General features: G+C 72.5%; 15 protein-coding genes. 8 read left to right on the top strand and 7 right to left on the bottom strand.

Annotation, left to right across the window (positions count from 1 at the left end; genetic code table 11):
- Window positions 1-79 precede the first annotated feature (79 nt).
- Complete coding sequence (locus ACIO9J_RS04135) at window positions 80-769, top strand: TetR/AcrR family transcriptional regulator (protein ID WP_401992132.1); 690 nt, start codon at window positions 80-82, stop codon at window positions 767-769.
- 50 nt (window positions 770-819) lie between these two features.
- On the opposite strand, the gene ACIO9J_RS04130 is transcribed toward ACIO9J_RS04135, so the two are convergent.
- The 5 genes from ACIO9J_RS04130 to ACIO9J_RS04110 all read right to left on the bottom strand — a co-directional run bounded on the left by ACIO9J_RS04130 (window position 820) and on the right by ACIO9J_RS04110 (window position 6,254).
- Window positions 820-1,209, bottom strand: a complete 390-nt coding sequence (locus ACIO9J_RS04130) for an STAS domain-containing protein (protein WP_401992129.1) — start codon at window positions 1,207-1,209, stop codon at window positions 820-822.
- 182 nt (window positions 1,210-1,391) lie between these two features.
- A complete protein-coding gene (locus tag ACIO9J_RS04125; RefSeq protein WP_401992126.1) occupies window positions 1,392-2,789 on the bottom strand; it encodes an FtsW/RodA/SpoVE family cell cycle protein in 1,398 nt (465 codons plus the stop codon).
- Window positions 2,777-3,997: an LCP family protein gene (locus ACIO9J_RS04120; protein WP_401992123.1), complete on the bottom strand. Its 1,221-nt coding sequence runs from the start codon at window positions 3,995-3,997 to the stop codon at window positions 2,777-2,779. The genes ACIO9J_RS04125 and ACIO9J_RS04120 overlap by 13 nt, the downstream gene beginning before the upstream one ends.
- A gap of 90 nt (window positions 3,998-4,087) precedes the next feature.
- Window positions 4,088-5,587 carry a sensor histidine kinase gene (locus tag ACIO9J_RS04115; RefSeq protein WP_401992120.1) on the bottom strand — a complete coding sequence of 500 codons (1,500 nt, stop codon included), beginning with the start codon at window positions 5,585-5,587 and terminating at the stop codon, window positions 4,088-4,090.
- Window positions 5,577-6,254, bottom strand: coding sequence for a response regulator transcription factor (locus ACIO9J_RS04110; RefSeq protein WP_401992117.1), 678 nt, complete (start codon window positions 6,252-6,254; stop codon window positions 5,577-5,579). The genes ACIO9J_RS04115 and ACIO9J_RS04110 overlap by 11 nt, the downstream gene beginning before the upstream one ends.
- Before the next feature lie 613 nt (window positions 6,255-6,867).
- Between ACIO9J_RS04110 and ACIO9J_RS04105 the strand changes: the two genes are divergently transcribed.
- From ACIO9J_RS04105 to ACIO9J_RS04080, 6 genes are all read left to right on the top strand, one after another.
- Window positions 6,868-8,601: an ABC transporter permease gene (locus ACIO9J_RS04105; RefSeq protein WP_401992115.1), complete on the top strand. Its 1,734-nt coding sequence runs from the start codon at window positions 6,868-6,870 to the stop codon at window positions 8,599-8,601.
- Between the two features lie 389 nt (window positions 8,602-8,990).
- Window positions 8,991-10,355: a nitrate/sulfonate/bicarbonate ABC transporter ATP-binding protein gene (locus ACIO9J_RS04100; protein ID WP_401992113.1), complete on the top strand. Its 1,365-nt coding sequence runs from the start codon at window positions 8,991-8,993 to the stop codon at window positions 10,353-10,355.
- 48 nt (window positions 10,356-10,403) lie between these two features.
- Window positions 10,404-10,808, top strand: coding sequence for a hypothetical protein (locus ACIO9J_RS04095; protein ID WP_401992111.1), 405 nt, complete (start codon window positions 10,404-10,406; stop codon window positions 10,806-10,808).
- Window positions 10,809-10,832: 24 nt separating this feature from the next.
- Window positions 10,833-11,741 (top strand): endonuclease/exonuclease/phosphatase family protein, encoded by a 909-nt coding sequence (locus ACIO9J_RS04090; RefSeq protein WP_401992110.1) that lies wholly within the window; start codon window positions 10,833-10,835, stop codon window positions 11,739-11,741.
- 167 nt (window positions 11,742-11,908) lie between these two features.
- Window positions 11,909-12,994, top strand: coding sequence for a hypothetical protein (locus ACIO9J_RS04085; RefSeq protein ID WP_401992108.1), 1,086 nt, complete (start codon window positions 11,909-11,911; stop codon window positions 12,992-12,994).
- Window positions 12,995-13,591: 597 nt separating this feature from the next.
- Entirely contained in the window at window positions 13,592-14,638 is a 1,047-nt protein-coding gene (locus tag ACIO9J_RS04080; protein ID WP_401992106.1) for an NUDIX domain-containing protein, read from the top strand.
- A gap of 21 nt (window positions 14,639-14,659) precedes the next feature.
- Here ACIO9J_RS04080 and ACIO9J_RS04075 read toward each other — a convergent pair whose 3' ends face one another.
- On the bottom strand, window positions 14,660-15,457 hold the full coding sequence (locus tag ACIO9J_RS04075; RefSeq protein ID WP_401992104.1) for a DJ-1/PfpI family protein: 798 nt from the start codon (window positions 15,455-15,457) through the stop codon (window positions 14,660-14,662).
- A gap of 114 nt (window positions 15,458-15,571) precedes the next feature.
- Complete coding sequence (locus ACIO9J_RS04070; RefSeq protein ID WP_401992102.1) at window positions 15,572-16,927, bottom strand: dipeptidase; 1,356 nt, start codon at window positions 16,925-16,927, stop codon at window positions 15,572-15,574.
- A gap of 135 nt (window positions 16,928-17,062) precedes the next feature.
- Here ACIO9J_RS04070 and ACIO9J_RS04065 point away from each other — a divergent pair, with 135 nt between their 5' ends.
- Window positions 17,063-18,265, top strand: coding sequence for a geranylgeranyl reductase family protein (locus ACIO9J_RS04065; RefSeq protein WP_401992101.1), 1,203 nt, complete (start codon window positions 17,063-17,065; stop codon window positions 18,263-18,265).
- Window positions 18,266-18,282 lie beyond the last annotated feature (17 nt).

Here is an 18,282-nt window from a genome sequence, read left to right as displayed (position 1 = left end):
GTGGCATGTGAAGGTGGGGTCGCGCATTGCATTCCGATCCGGACCGGAACGAAAGCACATGCTACCTATACTGCTTCGCATGGCAACACCCGATCCCGCGTCCCGTGCCCCCCGCCCCGCGGGACGCCCGCGCGACACGCGGCTCGACGAGGCGATCCTGTCGGCGACGCAGGAACTCCTTGAGGAGGTCGGCTATCCCGGCCTGACCATGGAGGCGGTGGCGCGGAGCGCGGGCACGACCAAGCCCGCGATCAGGCGCCGTTGGCCCTCGCGGCAGCACCTCGTCATCGCGGCCCTCGCCGAGACGGTGGGCACGGCGCCCACGCCGGACACCGGCTGCACGCACTGCGACCTGATCGAGGGGATCGACACCCTCAGCCGCGCCTTCGGCGGCCGCCTCGGGCGGCGTACGCTGCCCGCGCTCATGGCCGATCTCGCCGACGACCCCGCACTGGACCGCGTGTTCACGGAGACGATCTTCCATCCACGGCGGGCGACCACCGAGGCGGCGCTGCGCCGCGGCATCGAGCGCGGCGACATCCGTGCCGACGCCGACATCGACCTGCTCCTGGACATGCTCGGTGCCACCACGTACCACCGGGTGCTCTTCGGCCACCTGCCCGTCACGGACTCACTCGCCCACGACGTGGTGATGACGGTCATGGGCGGCGCCGCGACGCCGAGTTGGCGCGGCCGCTACCAGAGTCGCCACGAACCACCGGCGCCGGGCGGCGCGAAGCCGCGGCGGCGGCCGCTGCGCACCGGCTGACGCAGCCGGGTCGTTCGGACCCCGGCTCCCGTCAGCTCTCCGCGATCGGATCAAGCCTCGTCGGACGGCCCGCTCAGTGCCGCGTCGAGCGACGGCACGGGGTACAGGGTCGACGTCAGCCGCGTGATGCGCAGCATCCGCAGCGTCAGCGGATCCGTGCACACGACGCGCAGCCGCCCGCCCCTGCCCCGCACCCGCCGACGCGTCCGCATCAGCAGCGAGATGCCGGAGCAGTCGAAGAAGGTGACCCGGGTGAGGTCGATGACGACCAGCGGCTCGGGGCCCGAGGCCACGGCGTCCATCAGGGACACCGTCCGCTGGTACGCCACGAGGTCCATGTCTCCGTGCAGTTCGACCACGATGGCTCCGTCGAGCCCGTACACGCACGGCGGTTGGCCGGAATCCTCGCGTGCGTAATTGCCCAGCTCCGTCTGTCGCATCCATCCCCCCAGCGCCGGCGCCGGGCTCCTGGGCGGAGCGGCGGCGCATCGGGACTGTCAGTTCCTTGGGATCGCCGGGGGCCGGGGCGTCTGTGCGGATCACGCTAGCGGGGACCGGCGCACGGTGGCGTGCCGGAACGATTCATGGAAGGGCCGCACCACACGATGGGGTGAAGTGGCGTCTAAGTCCTTGACAGTTCAGGTGACGCGTTGGCTGAATCCTGTAGGTCGTGGTGGAGCTGTTCCGCCCGCGCCCGGTGTTTCGCGCCCGCCTGATGGCTGACGACCAGAAGCAGCGACACGAGGAGCCAGTTCGCGACCATCGACGATCCACCCTGGGCGAGGAACGGCAACGCCTTGCCCGTGAACGGCATGAGACCGGTCACGCCCGCCGTCACGATGAAGACCTGGAGCGCGAGGACCAGGGACAGGCCCGCGACGAGCAGCTTCCCGAACGGGTTGTCGCAGGCGATGGCCGTCCGCAGGCCACGCTGGACGAGCAGGGTGTAGAGGAGCAGCACGGCCATCATCCCGGCGAGTCCGAGCTCCTCGCCGACGGTGGTGAGGATGAAGTCGCTGCGCCCGGCGAACCCGATGAGCTCGGGGTGGCCCTGCCCGAGGCCCGTCCCCGTGATGCCGCCGCTGCCGAAGCCGAACAGGGCCTGCGCCGCCTGGTCCGACACCAGGCCCGGCGGGCGCTGGTCGGGCGGCAGATAGATGTCGAAGGGGTGCAGCCAGGCGAGGATCCGGCCGCGTACGTGCGGTTCCGTCGCGCCGACCGCGGTGGCGCCGACCGCCGCCATGGCGATCCCGCACACCACCCAGCTGGTGCGCTCCGTGGCGATGTAGAGCATGACGATGAACACGCCGAAGAAGAGCAGCGAGGTGCCCAGGTCGCGTTCGAAGACCAGCACGAGCAGGCTCAGGATCCACACCGCGGCGATCGGGCCGAAGTGCCTGCCGTGCGGCAGGGTCAGGCCGAGCACGCGGCGGCCGGTGAGGGCCAGCGCGTCGCGCCTGGGCACCAGGAAGGCGGCGAAGAAGATCACGATGGTGACCTTCGCGAACTCGCCGGGCTGGAAGGAGAACGGGCCGAGGAAGACCCACCGCTTGGCGCCGTAGGTGTCGCCGGGGAAGAACGCTGGCGCCATCAGCAGGGCCAGCGACACCGCCATCGCGACGTACTGATAGCGCTGCAGCAGACGGTAGTTGCGCAGAAACTTCAGCAGCAGGACGGCGGCGGCCACCCCGATGACGGTCCACACGAGCTGACCGGTGCTCGCGGGCGCCGAGTCGTAGCGCGCGGCGTACGCCGGGTCGAGGCGGGCGAGGAGGACCAGGCTGAGGCCGGTGAGCAGGAAGGCGAGCGGGAGGATGAGCGGATCCGCGTACGGCGTGTAGCGGCGTACGGCGAGATGGGCGGCGGCCGCCAGACAGACCAACGACGCGGCGAAGCCCGGTAGTTCGCCGGGCAGTTCGCCGTTGAGCGCCAGGCCCGTGCTGGCGTGGCCGAGGACCAGGACGGCGACGGCGAGCGAGAGGAGTCCCGCCTCGGCGCGGCGGGGGTTCAGTCCACGCACGGCACACCGCCACCGGAGACCTTGGGGTCGTCATGCCCGGAGTCCTTGCCGGCGCCATCGCTGCCGTCGGCGCCGCTGGCGGACGAGCCGGATGTCGGTTTGTGCTCGGGCTTGAGCTGTCCTGTCTGTTCCTGCACGCGCCGGCGCACCAGGTCGCGGTCGACGATGTTGACGTCCTCGCCGTTGTGCTTGGCGAAGGACTCCACCGGCAGGGTGGTGAACTCGACCTTGCCGCCCGTCAGGTTCTTGGCCTCCTCGACGAAGGAGAAGACGCCCCAGCCCTTGTCGAGCACCACGTTGTCCTTGACCACGTCCTTCAGGTCGAGGAGACGTCCGGGGTTGGTCAGCGTGCCCAGGCTGTTGGCCTGGTGCAGCGCCGACGCCAGGAACGCCTGCTGGCGGCGTGTGCGGTCCAGGTCGCCGCGGGTCAGACCGTGCCGCTGCCGTACGAAGGCCAGCGCCTCCTGGGCGTTCAGCTTCTGCTTGCCCGCGGGGAAGTCGGCGCCCGAATAGCGGTCCTTGACCGCGTGGTTGAGGCAGACCTCCACCCCGCCGAGCGCGTCGGCCAGATGGTAGAAGCCCGCCAGATTGACCTCGGCGAAATGGTCGACCGGCACGCCGAGGAAGGTGCGCACCGTCTCGATCTGGGAGCGCCTGCCCGCCTCCCGCCCCGCCTGCTCCAGCTCGTGCCTGTCCTTCACTCCGCTGTTGAGGAGCCGCTCCTCCTCGTCCGCCTTGGCCAGGCCGTACGCCTTCTTGATCTTGTCCTTGCCGTGCCCCGGTATGTCGACGAGGTCGTCGCGCGGGATGGAGAAGCCCTTGGCCTTGCCGCCGTCGGCGGGCACGTGCAGGAGGATCAGCGTGTTGGCGTTGTAGCCGCCGATCTCCGAACTGCCCGCGTGCAGCTTCTTCAGGACGTCCTTGGGGAGTTCGTCGCCGTTCTGGTCCTTCCGGGTGTCCAGGCCCATGAGCAGGATGTTCGTCGAGCCGTCCGTGGACTTCGGCGCATCGTCGCCGAGGGCCGCGGACGAGCCGATGCTGTCGAGCTCGCGGTAGAGGTACCAGGCCGCGGCGCCGCCGCCGAGCACCAGCACGGCGGCCAGCGCGAAGAGCGTGCGCAGCAGCCGCACCCGGCGCGAACGCCGTCGCTGGCGCGCGGGACGGTGATGCGCGCGGTGTCGGGGGCCGGTTGCTCGGTGCAGGGACATGGGGACGATCCTGCGGGCCCTTTGCTGAGCGCATTCTGAGGAACCGGAAGAGGGTTTCAGGAAAGGAATGGACGGGACGCCGCGTCCGTGTCACATGCGTGCCGCCGGGAGGCGCAGGACGAGGAGTGCGCCGCGCGGACTAGGGGCCACGCGCAGGCTACCGCCGTGGGCCTGCGCGATCTCCCGGGCGATGGCCAGACCGAGACCGGTGCCGCCCCGGTCCCTGTTGCGGTCCTCCTCCAGTCGGGCGAACCGGTCGAAGACCTTCTCGGCGGCCTCGGGCGGGATGCCGGGCCCGTCGTCCGCCACTTCGAGGACGGCCGTGCCGCTCGCGGGATCGGTCCGCGCGGTCACGCGGACCTCGGAGTCCGCGAAGCGCTGCGCGTTGTCGAGCAGATTCGCCAGGAGCCGCTCCAGCTGACCGCTGTCCCCGCGTACGGAGACGGAGTCGTCGGCCTCCAGGCGCAGCGTTACCCGGGCCGAACGGCGCCGCGCGATCTCCTCGGCGGTGAGCAGTGAGAGGTCCACCAGGGGAGTGGCCGAGGTCTGCTGTGCCTTCGGGGCCTGCTGTGTGTCGAGGCGGGCCAGGAGCAGCAGGTCGGCGGCGATCCGTTCGAGCCGGACCGTGCTCGCGAGCGCCTGCCGCAGCGAGGCCACCGTCTCCTCGGGGTCCTGGCGCAGGAGCGCCAGTTCGAGTTCGGCGCGGACCGCGGCGATGGGGTTGCGCAGCTCGTGCGAGGCGTCGGCGACGAACTGGCGTTGCAGGGTGACCGAGCGCTCCAGGCGTTCCAGGGTGTCGTTGACTGTACGTGCGAGACGGGTGATCTCGTCCTTGCCGCCTGGCGCGGGCACCCGGCGGCTGAGCCGGTCCGCGGTGACGGCGGCGAGCTCCCTGCGGATGGCCTCGACCGGCCGGAGCGCCGAGCCGGTTACGCCCCACGAGATGAGGCCGGTGAGGACGACCACCAGCGGGCCGCCGACGAGGAGGGTGACGGCGAGCGCGCGACTGGCGTCGGACTCGGCGTTCAGCATGGTCAGCGCGTAGACGTAGCGGTCGCCGCGCTCGCCCTGCGGCGAGGGGGCGCGGACCACGGCCACCACGCTGCGGTGGCTGGCCGCCGCCTCGCTCTCGGAGAGCTCGCGCACCGCGGAGTCCTCGCCGGGATCGGGGCGGAAGTCCGCGAGGCGCGCGGCACGGGTCGCGGGATCGGGGGCGGTACTGGCGAGGGCGTGGCCGTCGGCGTCGAGGACGAGCACGGCGTCGACGCCGTCGTCCGGCTCGGGCAGGTCGGAGGGGAGCTTGTCCGTCCCGGTCATGAGGGCCGCGACGGTCTGCCGGGCGGCGAGCTCGGTGCGGTCGGCGGCGTTGTCCAGGACGTTGTCGCGCAGCGTGAGGTAGAGCCAGCCGCCGCCGACGGCCAGGGCGAGCACCATCGTCAGTACGGCGGCGGCGGTGGCCCTGGCGCGGAGGGTGCGGGGCCAGGGCAGGCGGGGGTGGATCGGCGGGAGACGGCGCAGGCGGGAGCGGCGGGGGCGGGGCGCCGGATGGGGTGGGCCCGTCGGCTCCGGGTCGGCCGTGTCAGGGCGCATCGGGCGCCAGCCGGTAGCCCACCCCGCGCACGGTACGGATCGTGTGGCGGTGGAAGGGCGCGTCGATCTTCTTGCGCAGGGAGCTGACGTACACCTCGACGATGTTGGGGTCGAGGTCCGCGGGCGAGGCCCAGACCTCGTCGAGGATGCCCTGCTTGGAGACGGTGCCGCCGCCCGCCGCCATCAGACAGCCGAGCACGTCGACCTCGCGAGCGGTCAGCTCGACCGTACGTTCGCCGCGCTTGCACAGACGCGCGCCGACGTCCAGCGTCAGATCGCCGACCTGGAGCGTCGAGGCCCGCTCGCGTCCGGCGCGACGGCCGAGCGCCCGCAGCCGCGCGAGCAGCACGACGAGCGAGAACGGCTTGGTCAGATAGTCGTCCGCGCCCGCGTCGAGCCCGTCGGCCTCGTCGTACTCGCCGTCCTTGGCCGTCAGGATCAGGACGAGCGCGTGGTCGTCCAGGCTCCGCAGCCGCCGGCAGACCTCCAGACCGCTGAGGCCGGGCAGCATCAGATCGAGCACGATCACGTCGTAGCCGCCGGTCAGGGCAAGCTCGAGCCCGGAGTGTCCGTCGTGGGCGACGTCGACCCAGTGGCCGTCCGAAGAGATGGCCCGGCGCAGGGTGTCGGCGAGCGGGTGCTCGTCCTCGATGACCAGGATCTTCACGGCTCAAATATCACATATCTAGTAAATGGGGTGAGAACCGCCAGGGTAGAGCGGGCCCGCTGAGCCCTCTCTGAAGATCCTGAAGACGCGTTCAGGAACGAGGAAGACACGTTCAGGAACGACGCCGGGGCCGGGCCCACGCGCCTGAAGAGGGCTTCAGGTCGCTCAGGCGGCCTTCAGCGTCCCTTCGGCATGGTGGAGGGGCGGCGCGAGGAGCGTGCCGTGCCAGCGGCCCGGTGTCCCGGCCGCCCGAGGAGCCGAGGAGGTGGTCGTTGTGCCGTACGGCGACCCTCCTAGTCGCGCGCCCCGCCGCCGCGTCCGCTAGCGCGTTCCCCCAGGGCATGGCGTTTCGCCGCCGTACTCCTCCCGCCGCCGCGCCCCCTCCGGCGCCCGGCCGACGAGACGGACCGCCCCGCCGACGAGGCGGCCCGCCCCGCCGCCCGCGCTCCGACCCGCGGCGCCCCGCGCCCCCACCGCTTTCCGCGGACTCCGCCTCTCCGCGGTCTCCGCGACACCCCGCCCCCGCGCGGGCCCGCAGCCGTACCGCCGCGCCGTCACGCGATGACGCGCCGCACCGTCGCTGCCACGCCCGCACTACCCACCGGGTTCCCTCATGTCGAAGCTCCGTCAGTTCCCCTCCCGCGGCGCCGTGCGCGTCGCCCGTATGCGCCCCGTCGACATCCTCGTCCTGCTCGGCGTCGTGGCCGTCTTCTACTGCGCGGCCCGGATCGGCGCGTCGGCCGACCAGCCGTACGACTCCGCCGAGCCGCCCGTCGTCTCCACCGATCCGGGTCAACTGCCCTACTACGCGGGCCGATCGCTGCTCCGGATGTTCGCGGGCCTGGTGCCCGCCGTCCTGTTCACCATCGTCTTCGGCACCTGGGCGGCCCGCTCGCGGCGCGCGGCGAAGGTCATCGTGCCTGCGATCGACATCCTTCAATCGGTGCCGGTGCTCACCTTCCTGAGCATCACCGTCACCGGGTTCATCGCGATGTTCCCGCACTCCACGATCGGGCTCGAACTCGCCTCGATCTTCGCGGTGTTCACCGCCCTGGTGTGGAACATGGCGATGGCCTTCTACCAGTCACTCACCACCCAGTCCAAGGAACTGGACGAGGCCGCGCGGCTGATGCGGCTCACCCGCTGGCAGCGGTTCTGGAAGGTGGACGTGCCCAGCGGCATGATCGCCCAGGTCTGGAACGGAATGATCAGCTTCGGCGCGGCCTGGTTCGCGCTCTCCGCGTCCGAGACGATCAGCGTCAACGGCAAGGACAACGGCCTGCCGGGCGTGGGCTCCTACGTGGCGCAGGCCCTCGACGACGGCCAGGGCGGCCGCGTCGCGCTCGCCGTCGTCGTCATGATCACGATGGTCGTCTCCGTCAACTTCTTCTTCTGGCGGCCCGTCACCGCGTGGGCCGAGCGGTTCCGCACCGAGGACTGCGAGATCGCCGAGCAGCCCCGCAGCTGGTTCCTGAACCTGCTGCGCCGCTCCACCCTGCCCGCGCTGCTCGGCCGGATGCTGCGCCCGGCCGGCGAGCGGCTCGACCGGGCCATGCGCGTCCTCGGCACGAGCCCCGGCACGCTGCGCCACGACCCGGTCCGCCGCAGGTGCGCCGACCTGGTCTTCCACGTGCTCTACACGGTCGCCGTCGGCCTGATCGTGTGGCAGGCGTTCACCTACATTCTCGACAACGTCCCGGTCGGCGAGATCGGGCACGCGGCCTGGCTGGCGCTCATCACCTACGGCCGGGTCATGGCCCTGGTGGTCTTCTCCACCCTGGTGTGGGTGCCGATCGGCGCGTGGATCGGCATGAACCCCAAGGTCAACCGGATCGCCCAGCCCCTCGTGCAGGTCCTCGCCTCCTTCCCCTCCAACTTCCTCTTCCCGCTGGCCGTCGTGGTCCTCGGCGCCTCCGGCATCTCCCTCAACTGGGGCGCGATCGCCCTGATGGCGCTCGGCGCGCAGTGGTACGTCCTGTTCAACGTCATCGCGGGCGCCAGCTCCATCCCCGGCGATCTGCGCGAGGCGGCCGACGACCTGGGCCTCAAGGGCTGGCTGCGCTGGAAGCGGCTGATCCTGCCCGCGGTGTTCCCCTCGTACACGACCGGCGCCCTCACCGCGTCCGGCGGCGCCTGGAACGCCTCCATCCCCGGCGAGCTGGTGTCGTACGGCACGACCACGCTGACCGCCGTCGGCATCGGCGCCTACATCACGCAGGCCACGGACTCCGGCGACTTCGCCCGCAACTTCCTGGGCGCGGTCGTGATGAGCGTGTACGTCGTCGTCATCAACCGGCTGCTCTGGCGCCGTCTTTACCGCTACGCGCAGAGGCGGTGTGCGCTGTGATCCGGCCTTGCCCGCGCGGCCGGGACCGCGGCGATCGGGACGGCCTGCGCCTGGCCGTCGGCACGTGCCTGGCCGTCGGCCTGCGCCCGGCTGTCCGGCACGGCGTGCGCTTGGCCGTCGGCCTGCGCCCGGTTGTCCGGCACGGCGTGCGCCTGGCCGCCTTTAGCCGCCCGCGCCCGACTGTCTCCACCGGCTCGCGCCCGGCTGTCCGGGACGGTCTGCGCCTGGCCGCCTGTACCGGCCCTCTATCGGCAGCCTCTAGCCGCCTGCTCCGGGTCGCCTCTAGTGGCCCGCGCCCGGCCGCCCGTCCCCCTCACCCCACCACCCGTTCCGCTCACCCCACCCCCACCCGTCTCCCTCACCCCACCGCACCCACGAGGAGCGTTCCCATGCCCACGTACACGTCCGCCGTCACCGCCCAGGCCCGCGCCGCCCGGCGGGACCCCGCCGCCCGCACCCCGGTCATCACCGTGACCGGCCTCTCCAAGGACTTCACCGCGCCCGGTGGTGACCGGCTGCCCGTCCTCCAGGACATCGACCTCACGCTGCACGAGGGCGAAGTCGTCGCGCTCCTCGGCAAGTCGGGCTCGGGCAAGTCGACGCTGCTGCGGCACATCGCGGGGCTCCTCGCCCCCACCGCCGGGACCGTCCACTACCGGGGCAGTCAGGTGAACGGGCCCAACCCCGGCACGGCCATGCTCTTCCAGTCGTTCGCCCTGATGCCGTGGCTGACCGTGCAGCAGAACGTCGAACTCGGGCTCCAGGCTAGGGGAGTGGGGGCCACCGAGCGCAGGAAGCGGGCGCTCGCCGCCATCGACATGGTCGGCCTCGACGGCTTCGAGAACGCCTACCCCAAGGAGCTCTCGGGCGGCATGCGCCAGCGCGTCGGGTTCGCCCGCGCCCTGGTCGTGGAGCCGGACGTGCTCCTGATGGACGAGCCGTTCTCGGCGCTCGACGTGCTGACCGCGCAGACGCTGCGCAACGAACTCCTCGAACTGCTCACCCACCCCGAAAGCCCCACCCGCACCGCCCTCTTGGTCACCCACTCCATCGAGGAGGCCGTCCAGCTCGCCGACCGGATCCTCGTGCTCGGCACCGACCCCGGCACCATCCAGCGCGTGCTGCCGGTGGACCTGCCCCGGCCCCGCAACCGCCACACGCCCGGCTTCAGCACCCTCATCGAGGACGCCTACGAGGCCCTGACCGGCGAGCGCTCCGACAGCGCGGGCAACGAGGGGCACGACCCGCTGTGGGGCTCGGCGCCGCTGCCGCGCGCGGAGGTGGACACCCTCGCGGGGCTCCTCGAAGAGCTCGAAGGGCGCGGCGGCGCCGTCGAACTCCCGGTCCTGGCCGACGTGTTGTCGTACGAAGTGGACGACCTGATGCCGCTCGTCGAGGCGGCCCAGCTGCTCGCCTACGCCAGGATCGAGGCGGGGAAGCTGACCCTGACGGCCACCGGACGGGGCTTCGCCCGCGCCGACATCCTCACGCGCAAGCACCTCTTCGCGGCGGCCGCGCTGGCCAACGTGCCGCTCATCGCCACCGTCCGCACGCTCCTGACGGCCTCCGACAGCGGACGCCTTCGCGAGCGCTATCTGCTGGACCGGCTCGGCGCGAGCGGCGCGCAGCACGCCCAGGCGCGCGGGCTCGACACCGCGATCGCCTGGGGCAGGTACGCCGAACTCTTCGAGTACGACGCCCGCGACCGCGTCCTGCTGCTGCCCGCGGAGAGCCGCCCCGAGCACACCGCCTGACCCACCCCGCATACGCCACTGGAGGCGCACGTCATGAAGCCGCACGTCATGAATCCGAACCTCAGGAAGCCGCATCGGGTGGATCCGTACCGCGTGGATCCGTACCGCGTGGATCCGCACCGCGTGGACCCGCCCCGCATGGACCCGCACCGCGTGAATCCCCACCCCGCGAGGCCCCGCCCCGGGAACCCGCACTCCACCCACCCGCACCGCACCGCCCGGCCGGGCCTGACCCCTGGCCGCGAGCCGGAGCGGCTGCTCGCGCGGTCGGGGCCGGTGGCGGTCGCGCTGACCTGCGCCTCGGGCGTGCTGCTCGCCGCCGTGACCGCCGCCCCGCCCAGCACGGCGTACCTCATCTGCGGCGCGCTGCTCGGGGCCTCGGCGACCGCCGTGGGGTTCGCCCTCACGGGCTGGGGCGCCTGCTCGCGGCGCGCGGCAGGCGGCGGGCTCTGAGGGCGGCGGGCGGCACCACCAGACATGCGTATCGTCCTCCCCGCCTTCCTCCTGGCCGGACTGCTCGCCTTCCCCGGTGTGGTGCCCAACACCCCCGGCCACCTGGGCAGTCTCGTCGAGACCGCCCTGCCGTGGTTCGGCGTGGGCATCCCGCTCCTCGTCCTGGCCGCGGCGGTGCGCCGCTCGCGCACGGGCCTGGCCGCGGCGCTGGTCCCCGCGACGGTCTGGGCGGCCCTCTTCGGCCCGGCCCTCCTGCCCGAACAGGGCGCCTCACAGGCCGACTTGAAGGTCCTGACCCTCAACGTCGGCGGCGACCGCACCGCCCCGCGCGAGGTGGCCCGCCAGGTGACCGGCACCCACGCCGACGTCGTGGCCCTGGAGAAGGTCCCAGGGCCCGCCATGAAGGAGTACGAGAAGCGGCTCGGCGCCGCCTATCCCCACCACGTCACCCGCAACACCCTTGGTCTGTGGTCGCGTTACCCGCTCAAGGGCGTCGAGGCGCTGAACCTGGGCGGGGCCTGGCCGCACGCGCTGCGCGCCGTCGCCCGCACCCCCGGCGGTGACACGGCCGTGTACGCGGTGCGGCTGCCCTCGGTGCGGGTGACGCCGGGCAAGGGCTTCGCCGTACGCGACCGGGACGCGAGCGCCGCCGAACTCGCCGAGCGGATCGGCGCCGACCCGGTGCGGCGGGTGGTGCTGCTCGGCGACCTCAACGGCAGCCTGCGCGACCGGGGCCTCGCCCCGCTGACCCGCGACCTCACGGACGCGCGGGAACGGGCGGGCCGGGGGCCCGGGTTCACCTGGCCCGCCGCGTTCCCCGTGGTCCGCATCGACCACGTCCTGACGCGCGGTCTCGAGGCGACGGGGTCCGAGGTCCTGCCGGACCTCGGGAGCGATCACCGTCCGGTGCTGACCGGGCTGCGGTTGCGATGACGGGTTTGACGTGCGCGTCGGCGGGCGCCGCCTCAGGAAACTCAGCGGACGTTCAGGAACCGCACAACATCATCAAAGAGCCGCACAGCAGGCACCCCGCTCCCAGTTCCCTACCCCCAGTTCTCCACCCCCCAGTTCCCTCGCTCCTGGTAGAAGGGCAGTTCCTCATGGCGTCGACAGCGATGGATCTCCCGGCGGGTTCCGCCGCGGCCCGCGCCCACGACCCCTCGTACGCGCCGCGCCCGCTGGGGTTTCTGCCCGAACGCCTGCCCGTCCAGGTCCTGGCGGGCGCGTGGACCGACCTGGACGTCCTGGCCCACGCCGCGGCCGTGGCCCGCACCCCCGAGGACGCCCGCCTGCTGGTGGAGGAGGCGGGCGGGGCGGGTGAGCTCGCGGTCCTGCGGCAGCGCGTCGGCCGGCTCTCGCCGCCGCGGGCCAGGGCCGCCGCGATGCGGGTGGCCGTCATCGCGGCGGCGTGCGGCTGGACCGCCCTGGACCCCCTCGCGCCCGAGTCCCGGCGGTCCGCGCCCGACGACTTCCTCGGACTGTGGACATCGCTGGCGCACCGCGGCGACCACGAGAGGTTCGTCGCGCTGCCCACGCTGGCCCTGCTCAACTGGGCCCCGCGGCACAAGCCGCAGCGCGCCAGGACCACCGACCAACTGGCCCGCGGCGAGGTCCTGGTGCCCATCGTCCGCTGGTCGCCTTCGGGCCGGCCGCTGTCCCGGATCGACCGGCTGATGCTGGCCGCGGTGCGCCTGGAGGGCCAGGGGATCTGGCTGCTGCGCATCGCCGAGAGCCTCGCGGGCCGGGGGCCGGGTGACGAGACCGTGGGGATGGCGCTGTGCCGGTTCACCCGCATCCAGCACGTACTGCGCAGACAACTGCGCACGGAGGCGGTGAAGTTGGCGATGGCGCCGACGACCGAGCAGCAGCGTGCGGTACTGCTCGCGCTCGCCGAGCGCGGCGCGCTGGAACCGCCGGTGCTCCTCGCGGCGGACACGGTCCTCGGCATCGGCGGCCGTACCGGCGGCACGAGCCGCCCCCAACTGCGCCGCCACCTGCCCGCCGGACACCGCTGCCGCCTCTCCACGCTGGACCGCGACTGCGCCCCGCTGCGCACGCTCGCACACCGCAGCGGCCCCGACGCGGACGCCTACCGCGAGGCCCAGGAGTCCCTGATCGTGCTGCGCCGCACCTACGCGGAACTGGTGCGCACCGCGATGGAACCGGGACCGATGCGGCCGATGTAGCCACGGGGCGGCCGACCGGCAACGGCGTCCCTACCGGCACGGCCAGGTCGTCTTGGAGTACGTGTCCCGATGCGCCAGATCCCTGTGGTGCCCCGGCGGCCACGTGCACCGGCCAGGCCCGGTCGGGTTCTGGTCCCAGCAGTAGCCGGCCGCGCGCCCGCCCGCGGAGACGACAATGCGGGGTTCCTCGGCGGGAACTCGGGTGGGCGGGTTCATGCGCTCTCCTCTACGTTGCGGACCTCGGCACGCGCGGCTCACGGCGCGTCGCTCACCCCGGGCCGGCACGGCGGACACGGGGAGGACTCCAACGTCCACCGACCACGGCCCCACACGGCCCACGCCGCTCCGTGACTCACCGGAATGGGCCTGTCCTGTCTGCTCCGCCGTCGCGGACGGGCATGAACTGCCCCTTGTCGAGTGCACGTACAGTGAAGTGACGCTCACCATGGAAGAGCGGATCGTGGAGTACCTCCAGTCTGTTTGGGAGAAGGAGGTAGTGGGGGCCGGGCTGTCGATATCATCGTGACCCATCCCGTCCCCAGATGATCTGCTCAATGAGCCTCCGCCGCTGTTCAGCGGCCTTCCGGTGCTGGAGAATTGATGATCGTCTGGATCAACGGCGCGTTCGGTGCGGGCAAGAGCAGCGCCGCACGGGAACTGATCGAGCTGATCCCGAACAGCACACTCCTCGACCCCGAGGTCATCGGCGGCGCGCTGCCGCATCTGCTGCCTCCCAAGCGCCTCTCCGAGGTGAGCGACTACCAGGACCTGCCGATCTGGCGCCGCCTCGTCGTCGACACGGCGGCCGCGCTGCTCGCGGAGGTGGGCGGCGTTCTGGTGGTGCCGATGACGCTGCTGCGCCAGGAGTACCGCGACGAGATCTTCGGGGGTCTCGCATCGCGCCGGATCTCCGTACGCCACGTCCTGCTCGCCCCGGACGAAACGATCCTGCGCGCCCGAATAACCGGCCGCGACGTGCCGCTCGACCTGCCCGACGGCGACCTGCGCGTGCGGCAGTGGTCGTTCGACCACATCGAGCCCTACCGCGCCGCGCTCGCCGGCTGGCTCGGCGCGGACGCGCTCCGCGTCGACACCAGCGCCCTCACCCCCTACGAGACCGCCGAATGCGTCGCCGAAGCGGTCCGCACCGGCACCGCCGCCGTCTGCGACATCGTGCAGACGCCCGAACCCACCGCGGAGACCGTCGCCGCGGGCGTGCTGCTCTTCGACGAGCGGGACCGGGTGCTGCTCGTCGACCCGACGTACAAGGCGGGCTGGGAGTTCCCCGGTGGTGTCGTCGAACCGGGGGAGGCACCCGCGCGCGCGGGCGTGCGGGAGGTCGCCGAGGAGACCGGCATCCGGCTCACCGGCACTCCCCGGCTGCTCGTCGCCGACTGGGAGCCGCCCGCGCCGCCCGGCTACGGAGGGATGCGGTTCCTCTTCGACGGCGGGCGCCTCGACAGCGAGCAGGCCCACGACATGCTGCTCCCCGGCCCCGAACTGCGCGACTGCCGCTTCGTCACCGAGGAGGAGGCCGCCGTGCTGCTGCCCCCCGTCCGCTACGAACGCCTGCGCTGGGCCCTGCGGGCACGCGAGCGCGGCGCCGCGCTGTACCTGGAGGCGGGCGTTCCGGTCGGCGGGTGAGAAGCGGCGTGAGACGCGGCGTCAGACGGCCGCGTCGGCCAGCAGCTTCAGCGCGAGCTCCCGCGTCGCCGCGTCGGCCTTCTCCGGGCTCCCGGTGTCGTACGGCGGCTCCGGGTCGTACTCGACCGCGAGCTGCATCGCCTTGCCCACCGGCTCGCCGGCCAGCCGCGCGGCGAGGTGGATCCCCATGTCGATGCCCGCGGAGACCCCGGCGGCCGTGATGATCTTCCCGGCCTCCACGAAACGACCGGGCGTGTACGTCGCCCCCGCGTCCTTGAGGAACGAGCGCGACGCCCAGTACGTGGTGGCGGGCAGCCCGCGCAGCAGACCGGCCGCCCCGAGGATCAGCGAGCCCGTGCACACCGACGTCGTCCACGCCGAATCGCGGTGGACGCGGCGGATCCACTCATGGACCGCGGTGTCGTCCATCATCGCCAGGACGCCGCGATCCCCGCCGCCCGGGATCAGCAGGACATCCGGGCGGCGCGTCTGACGCAGCGTCCGCTCCGCCACCAGGCTGAGCTCACCGGTGTCCGTGCGGACCGGCCCCCGCTCCCGGGCGACCATCGTGACCCGTACGTCCGGCACGCGGCACAGCACTTCGTACGGGCCCACCGCGTCCAGCGCGGTGAACCCGTCGTAGAGCAGGATCGCGACCTCTACGCGCCGGTCACCGGCGGCCGCGCCGTCGCCGGACGCCGCGCTCGCGGTGCCCGCGGCACCACCCGCGGCGACGATCCCCGCTCCCACGGCGCCCGCCGCCGCGCCCTGCAGCAGCCCACGACGGCTCGGCTCACGCCCGACCCCATCAGTACTCATGACCGACCAACGCCCCTCGCTCAGACAGCAGTTGACGTATCAGTGGTCGTACGTCACCGCGTGCGAGTTCCCGCGAGGGGCGAGGTCGTCATGAGCGCCGATGAGGCGCCGCGGTCAGCTCGCCGCGTACTTCCGCAGGAACAGCGCCTCGGCGACGGACAGCCGCTCCAACTCCTCGGGCGAGACGCTCTCGTTGACCGCGTGGATCTGCGCCTCGGGCTCGCTCAGACCGATCAGCAGGATCTCCGCCTCCGGGTAGAGCGAGGCGAGCGTGTTGCAGAGCGGGATCGAACCGCCCTGGCCCGCGTACTGCATCTCCTCGCCCGGGTAGGCCTCACCCATCGCCTCGGCCATCGCCGCGTACGCCGGGCTCGCCGTGTCCGCGCGGAACGGCTGGCCCTGCCCGATCTGCTCGGTGCGCACCTGGGCGCCCCACGGGGTGTGCGCCTCGATGTGCGCCTGGAGCAGCTTCGTCGCCTCGACGGCGTCCACGCCCGGCGGCACCCGCAGGCTGATCAGCGCCCGCGCGGCCGCCTGCACGGACGGCGTCGCGCCGACCACCGGCGGGCAGTCGATGCCGAGCACGGTGACGGCGGGACGGGCCCAGATCCGGTCGGCGACGGTGCCGCCGCCGATGAGCTCGACGCCGTCGAGCACCTTGGCGTCCTTGCGGAAGGCGGCCTCTTCGTACTGGAGACCGTCCCAGTCGGCGTCGCCGGTCAGACCGTCGACCGTCGTCGAGCCGTCCTCGGCGCGCAGCGAGTCCAGGACCCGCACCAGCGCCGCGAGGGCGTCCGGGGCCGCGCCGCCGAACTGCCCGGAGTGCAGGTTGCCTTCGAGGGTGTCGACGCTGACGCGGACGAGCGTCATGCCGCGCAGCGTCGAGGTCACCGTCGGCGTACCGACCCGGAAGTTGCCCGCGTCGCCGATCACGATGGTGTCGGCGGTGAGCAGCTCGGGGTGCTCCTCCGCGTACCGCTCAAGGCCGCCGGTGCCCTGCTCCTCGGAGCCCTCCGCGATCACCTTGACGTGCACCGGAACGCCGCCGTTCGCCTTCAGGGCGCGCAGCGCGAGCAAGTGCATGATGACGCCGCCCTTGCAGTCGGCGCTGCCGCGGCCGAACCAGCGGCCGTCGCGCTCGGTGAGCTCGAAGGGCGGGGTGGCCCAGGCGGCCTCGTCGAGGGGCGGCTGCACGTCGTAGTGCGCGTAGAGCAGCACCGTCGGGGCGCCCTCGGGGCCCGGCAGGAAGCCGTACACCGACTGCGTTCCGTCGGGGGTGTCGAGCAGTGCGACGTCCTCGAAGCCCTCGGTGCGCAGAGCGTCGGCCACCCAGTTCGCGGCGGCCTCGCTCTCGCTCTTGGGGAACTGCTCGAAGTCCGCCACCGACTTGAAGGCCACCAGTTCGGTGAGCTCCGCCTTCGCCTTCGGCATGAGTGAGGCGACGGTCTCGGCGATCGGATCCGGCGACATGGGCACGCTCCTCGTAGGTGCGACGTTGTACGTGTGGGTACATGTGATCCTCCCACAGGAGGGGCGCCGAAGGGGTCGCCGTAGGATGCCTGGGGAAAGCGCGGCCAACAGCTGGATCAGGAGCGGTAGACCAACGTGAGCAGCGAGAACACAGCGGACGACGCCCGGCACGTGTGGGATGTCGTGGTGGTCGGAGCGGGCCCCGCGGGGGCCTCGGCGGCCTACGCGGCAGCCGTCGCGGGACGCAGCGTCCTGCTCCTGGAGAAGGCCGAACTGCCCCGCTACAAAACGTGTGGCGGCGGCATCATCGGCCCCTCGCGCGACTCGCTGCCGCCCGGTTTCGACCTGCCCTTGCAGGACCGGGTGCACGCGGTCACGTTCTCCCTGGACGGCAAGTTCAGCCGCACCCGCAAGTCGCGGCAGATGCTGTTCGGCCTGATCAACCGCCCCGAGTTCGACCAGCAGCTCGTCGAGCACGCGCAGAAGGCCGGCGCCGAGCTGCGCACCGGCGTCACCGTCGCGCGCGTGGAGCAGCACGGTCCCGACGTGCCCGACCGGCGCACCGTCGCCGTGATGCTCCAGGGCGGCGAGACCGTCCTCGCCCGCTCGGTGGTCGGCGCCGACGGCAGCGCGAGCCGCATAGGAGCACATGTCGGTGTGAAGCTCGACCAGGTCGACCTCGGTCTGGAGGCCGAGATCCCGGTGCCGAAGACCGTCGCCGAGGACTGGGCGGGCCGCGTCCTCATCGACTGGGGCCCGATGCCGGGCAGTTACGGCTGGGTGTTCCCCAAGGGCGACACCCTCACGGTCGGCGTGATCTCCGCACGCGGCGAAGGCGCCGCCACCAAGCGGTACTTGGAGGACTTCATCGCCCGGCTCGGCCTCGCCGGCTTCGAGCCCAGCATCTCCTCCGGGCATCTGACGCGCTGCCGTGCCGACGACTCGCCGCTCTCCCGTGGCCGGGTCCTGGTCTGCGGTGACGCGGCGGGCCTTCTGGAGCCGTGGACCCGCGAGGGCATCTCGTTCGCGCTGCGCTCGGGCCGCCTCGCGGGGGAGTGGGCGGTACGCGTCGCCGAGGCGCACGACGCGGTCGACGCGCGGCGCCAGGCGCTGAACTACGCCTTCGCGATCAAGGCGGGACTCGGCGTCGAGATGAGCGTGGGCCGCAAGATGCTCCAGATCTTCGAGCGCCGCCCCGGCATGCTGCACGCGGCGATCACCGGGTTCCGCCCCGCGTGGAACGCGTTCGCGAGGATCACCCGAGGCTCGACGACACTGGCCGAACTGGTCCGCACCAACCCGCTCGCGGGCCGCGCGCTGAACGCGTTGGACCGCTAGGGGCGCGGCGGGGGCCG

This window comes from Streptomyces sp. NPDC087300 (assembly GCF_044744425.1).
GTDB lineage: Bacteria > Actinomycetota > Actinomycetes > Streptomycetales > Streptomycetaceae > Streptomyces.
This window is presented reverse-complemented; position numbering and strand designations above follow the sequence as displayed.

What these genes read in the sequence shown, in the direction of transcription:
- ACIO9J_RS04105 (WP_401992115.1), top strand. Translation starts at nt 6,868, where the DNA reads ATGTCGAAGCTCCGTCAGTTCCCCTCCCGCGGCGCCGTGCGCGTCGCC.
- ACIO9J_RS04085 (WP_401992108.1), top strand. Translation starts at nt 11,909, where the DNA reads ATGGCGTCGACAGCGATGGATCTCCCGGCGGGTTCCGCCGCGGCCCGC.
- ACIO9J_RS04130 (WP_401992129.1), bottom strand. Translation starts at nt 1,209, where the DNA reads ATGCGACAGACGGAGCTGGGCAATTACGCACGCGAGGATTCCGGCCAA.
- ACIO9J_RS04070 (WP_401992102.1), bottom strand. Translation starts at nt 16,927, where the DNA reads ATGTCGCCGGATCCGATCGCCGAGACCGTCGCCTCACTCATGCCGAAG.
- ACIO9J_RS04115 (WP_401992120.1), bottom strand. Translation starts at nt 5,587, where the DNA reads ATGCGCCCTGACACGGCCGACCCGGAGCCGACGGGCCCACCCCATCCG.
- ACIO9J_RS04135 (WP_401992132.1), top strand. Translation starts at nt 80, where the DNA reads ATGGCAACACCCGATCCCGCGTCCCGTGCCCCCCGCCCCGCGGGACGC.
- ACIO9J_RS04120 (WP_401992123.1), bottom strand. Translation starts at nt 3,997, where the DNA reads ATGTCCCTGCACCGAGCAACCGGCCCCCGACACCGCGCGCATCACCGT.
- ACIO9J_RS04095 (WP_401992111.1), top strand. Translation starts at nt 10,404, where the DNA reads ATGAATCCGAACCTCAGGAAGCCGCATCGGGTGGATCCGTACCGCGTG.
- ACIO9J_RS04100 (WP_401992113.1), top strand. Translation starts at nt 8,991, where the DNA reads ATGCCCACGTACACGTCCGCCGTCACCGCCCAGGCCCGCGCCGCCCGG.
- ACIO9J_RS04075 (WP_401992104.1), bottom strand. Translation starts at nt 15,457, where the DNA reads ATGAGTACTGATGGGGTCGGGCGTGAGCCGAGCCGTCGTGGGCTGCTG.
- ACIO9J_RS04090 (WP_401992110.1), top strand. Translation starts at nt 10,833, where the DNA reads ATGCGTATCGTCCTCCCCGCCTTCCTCCTGGCCGGACTGCTCGCCTTC.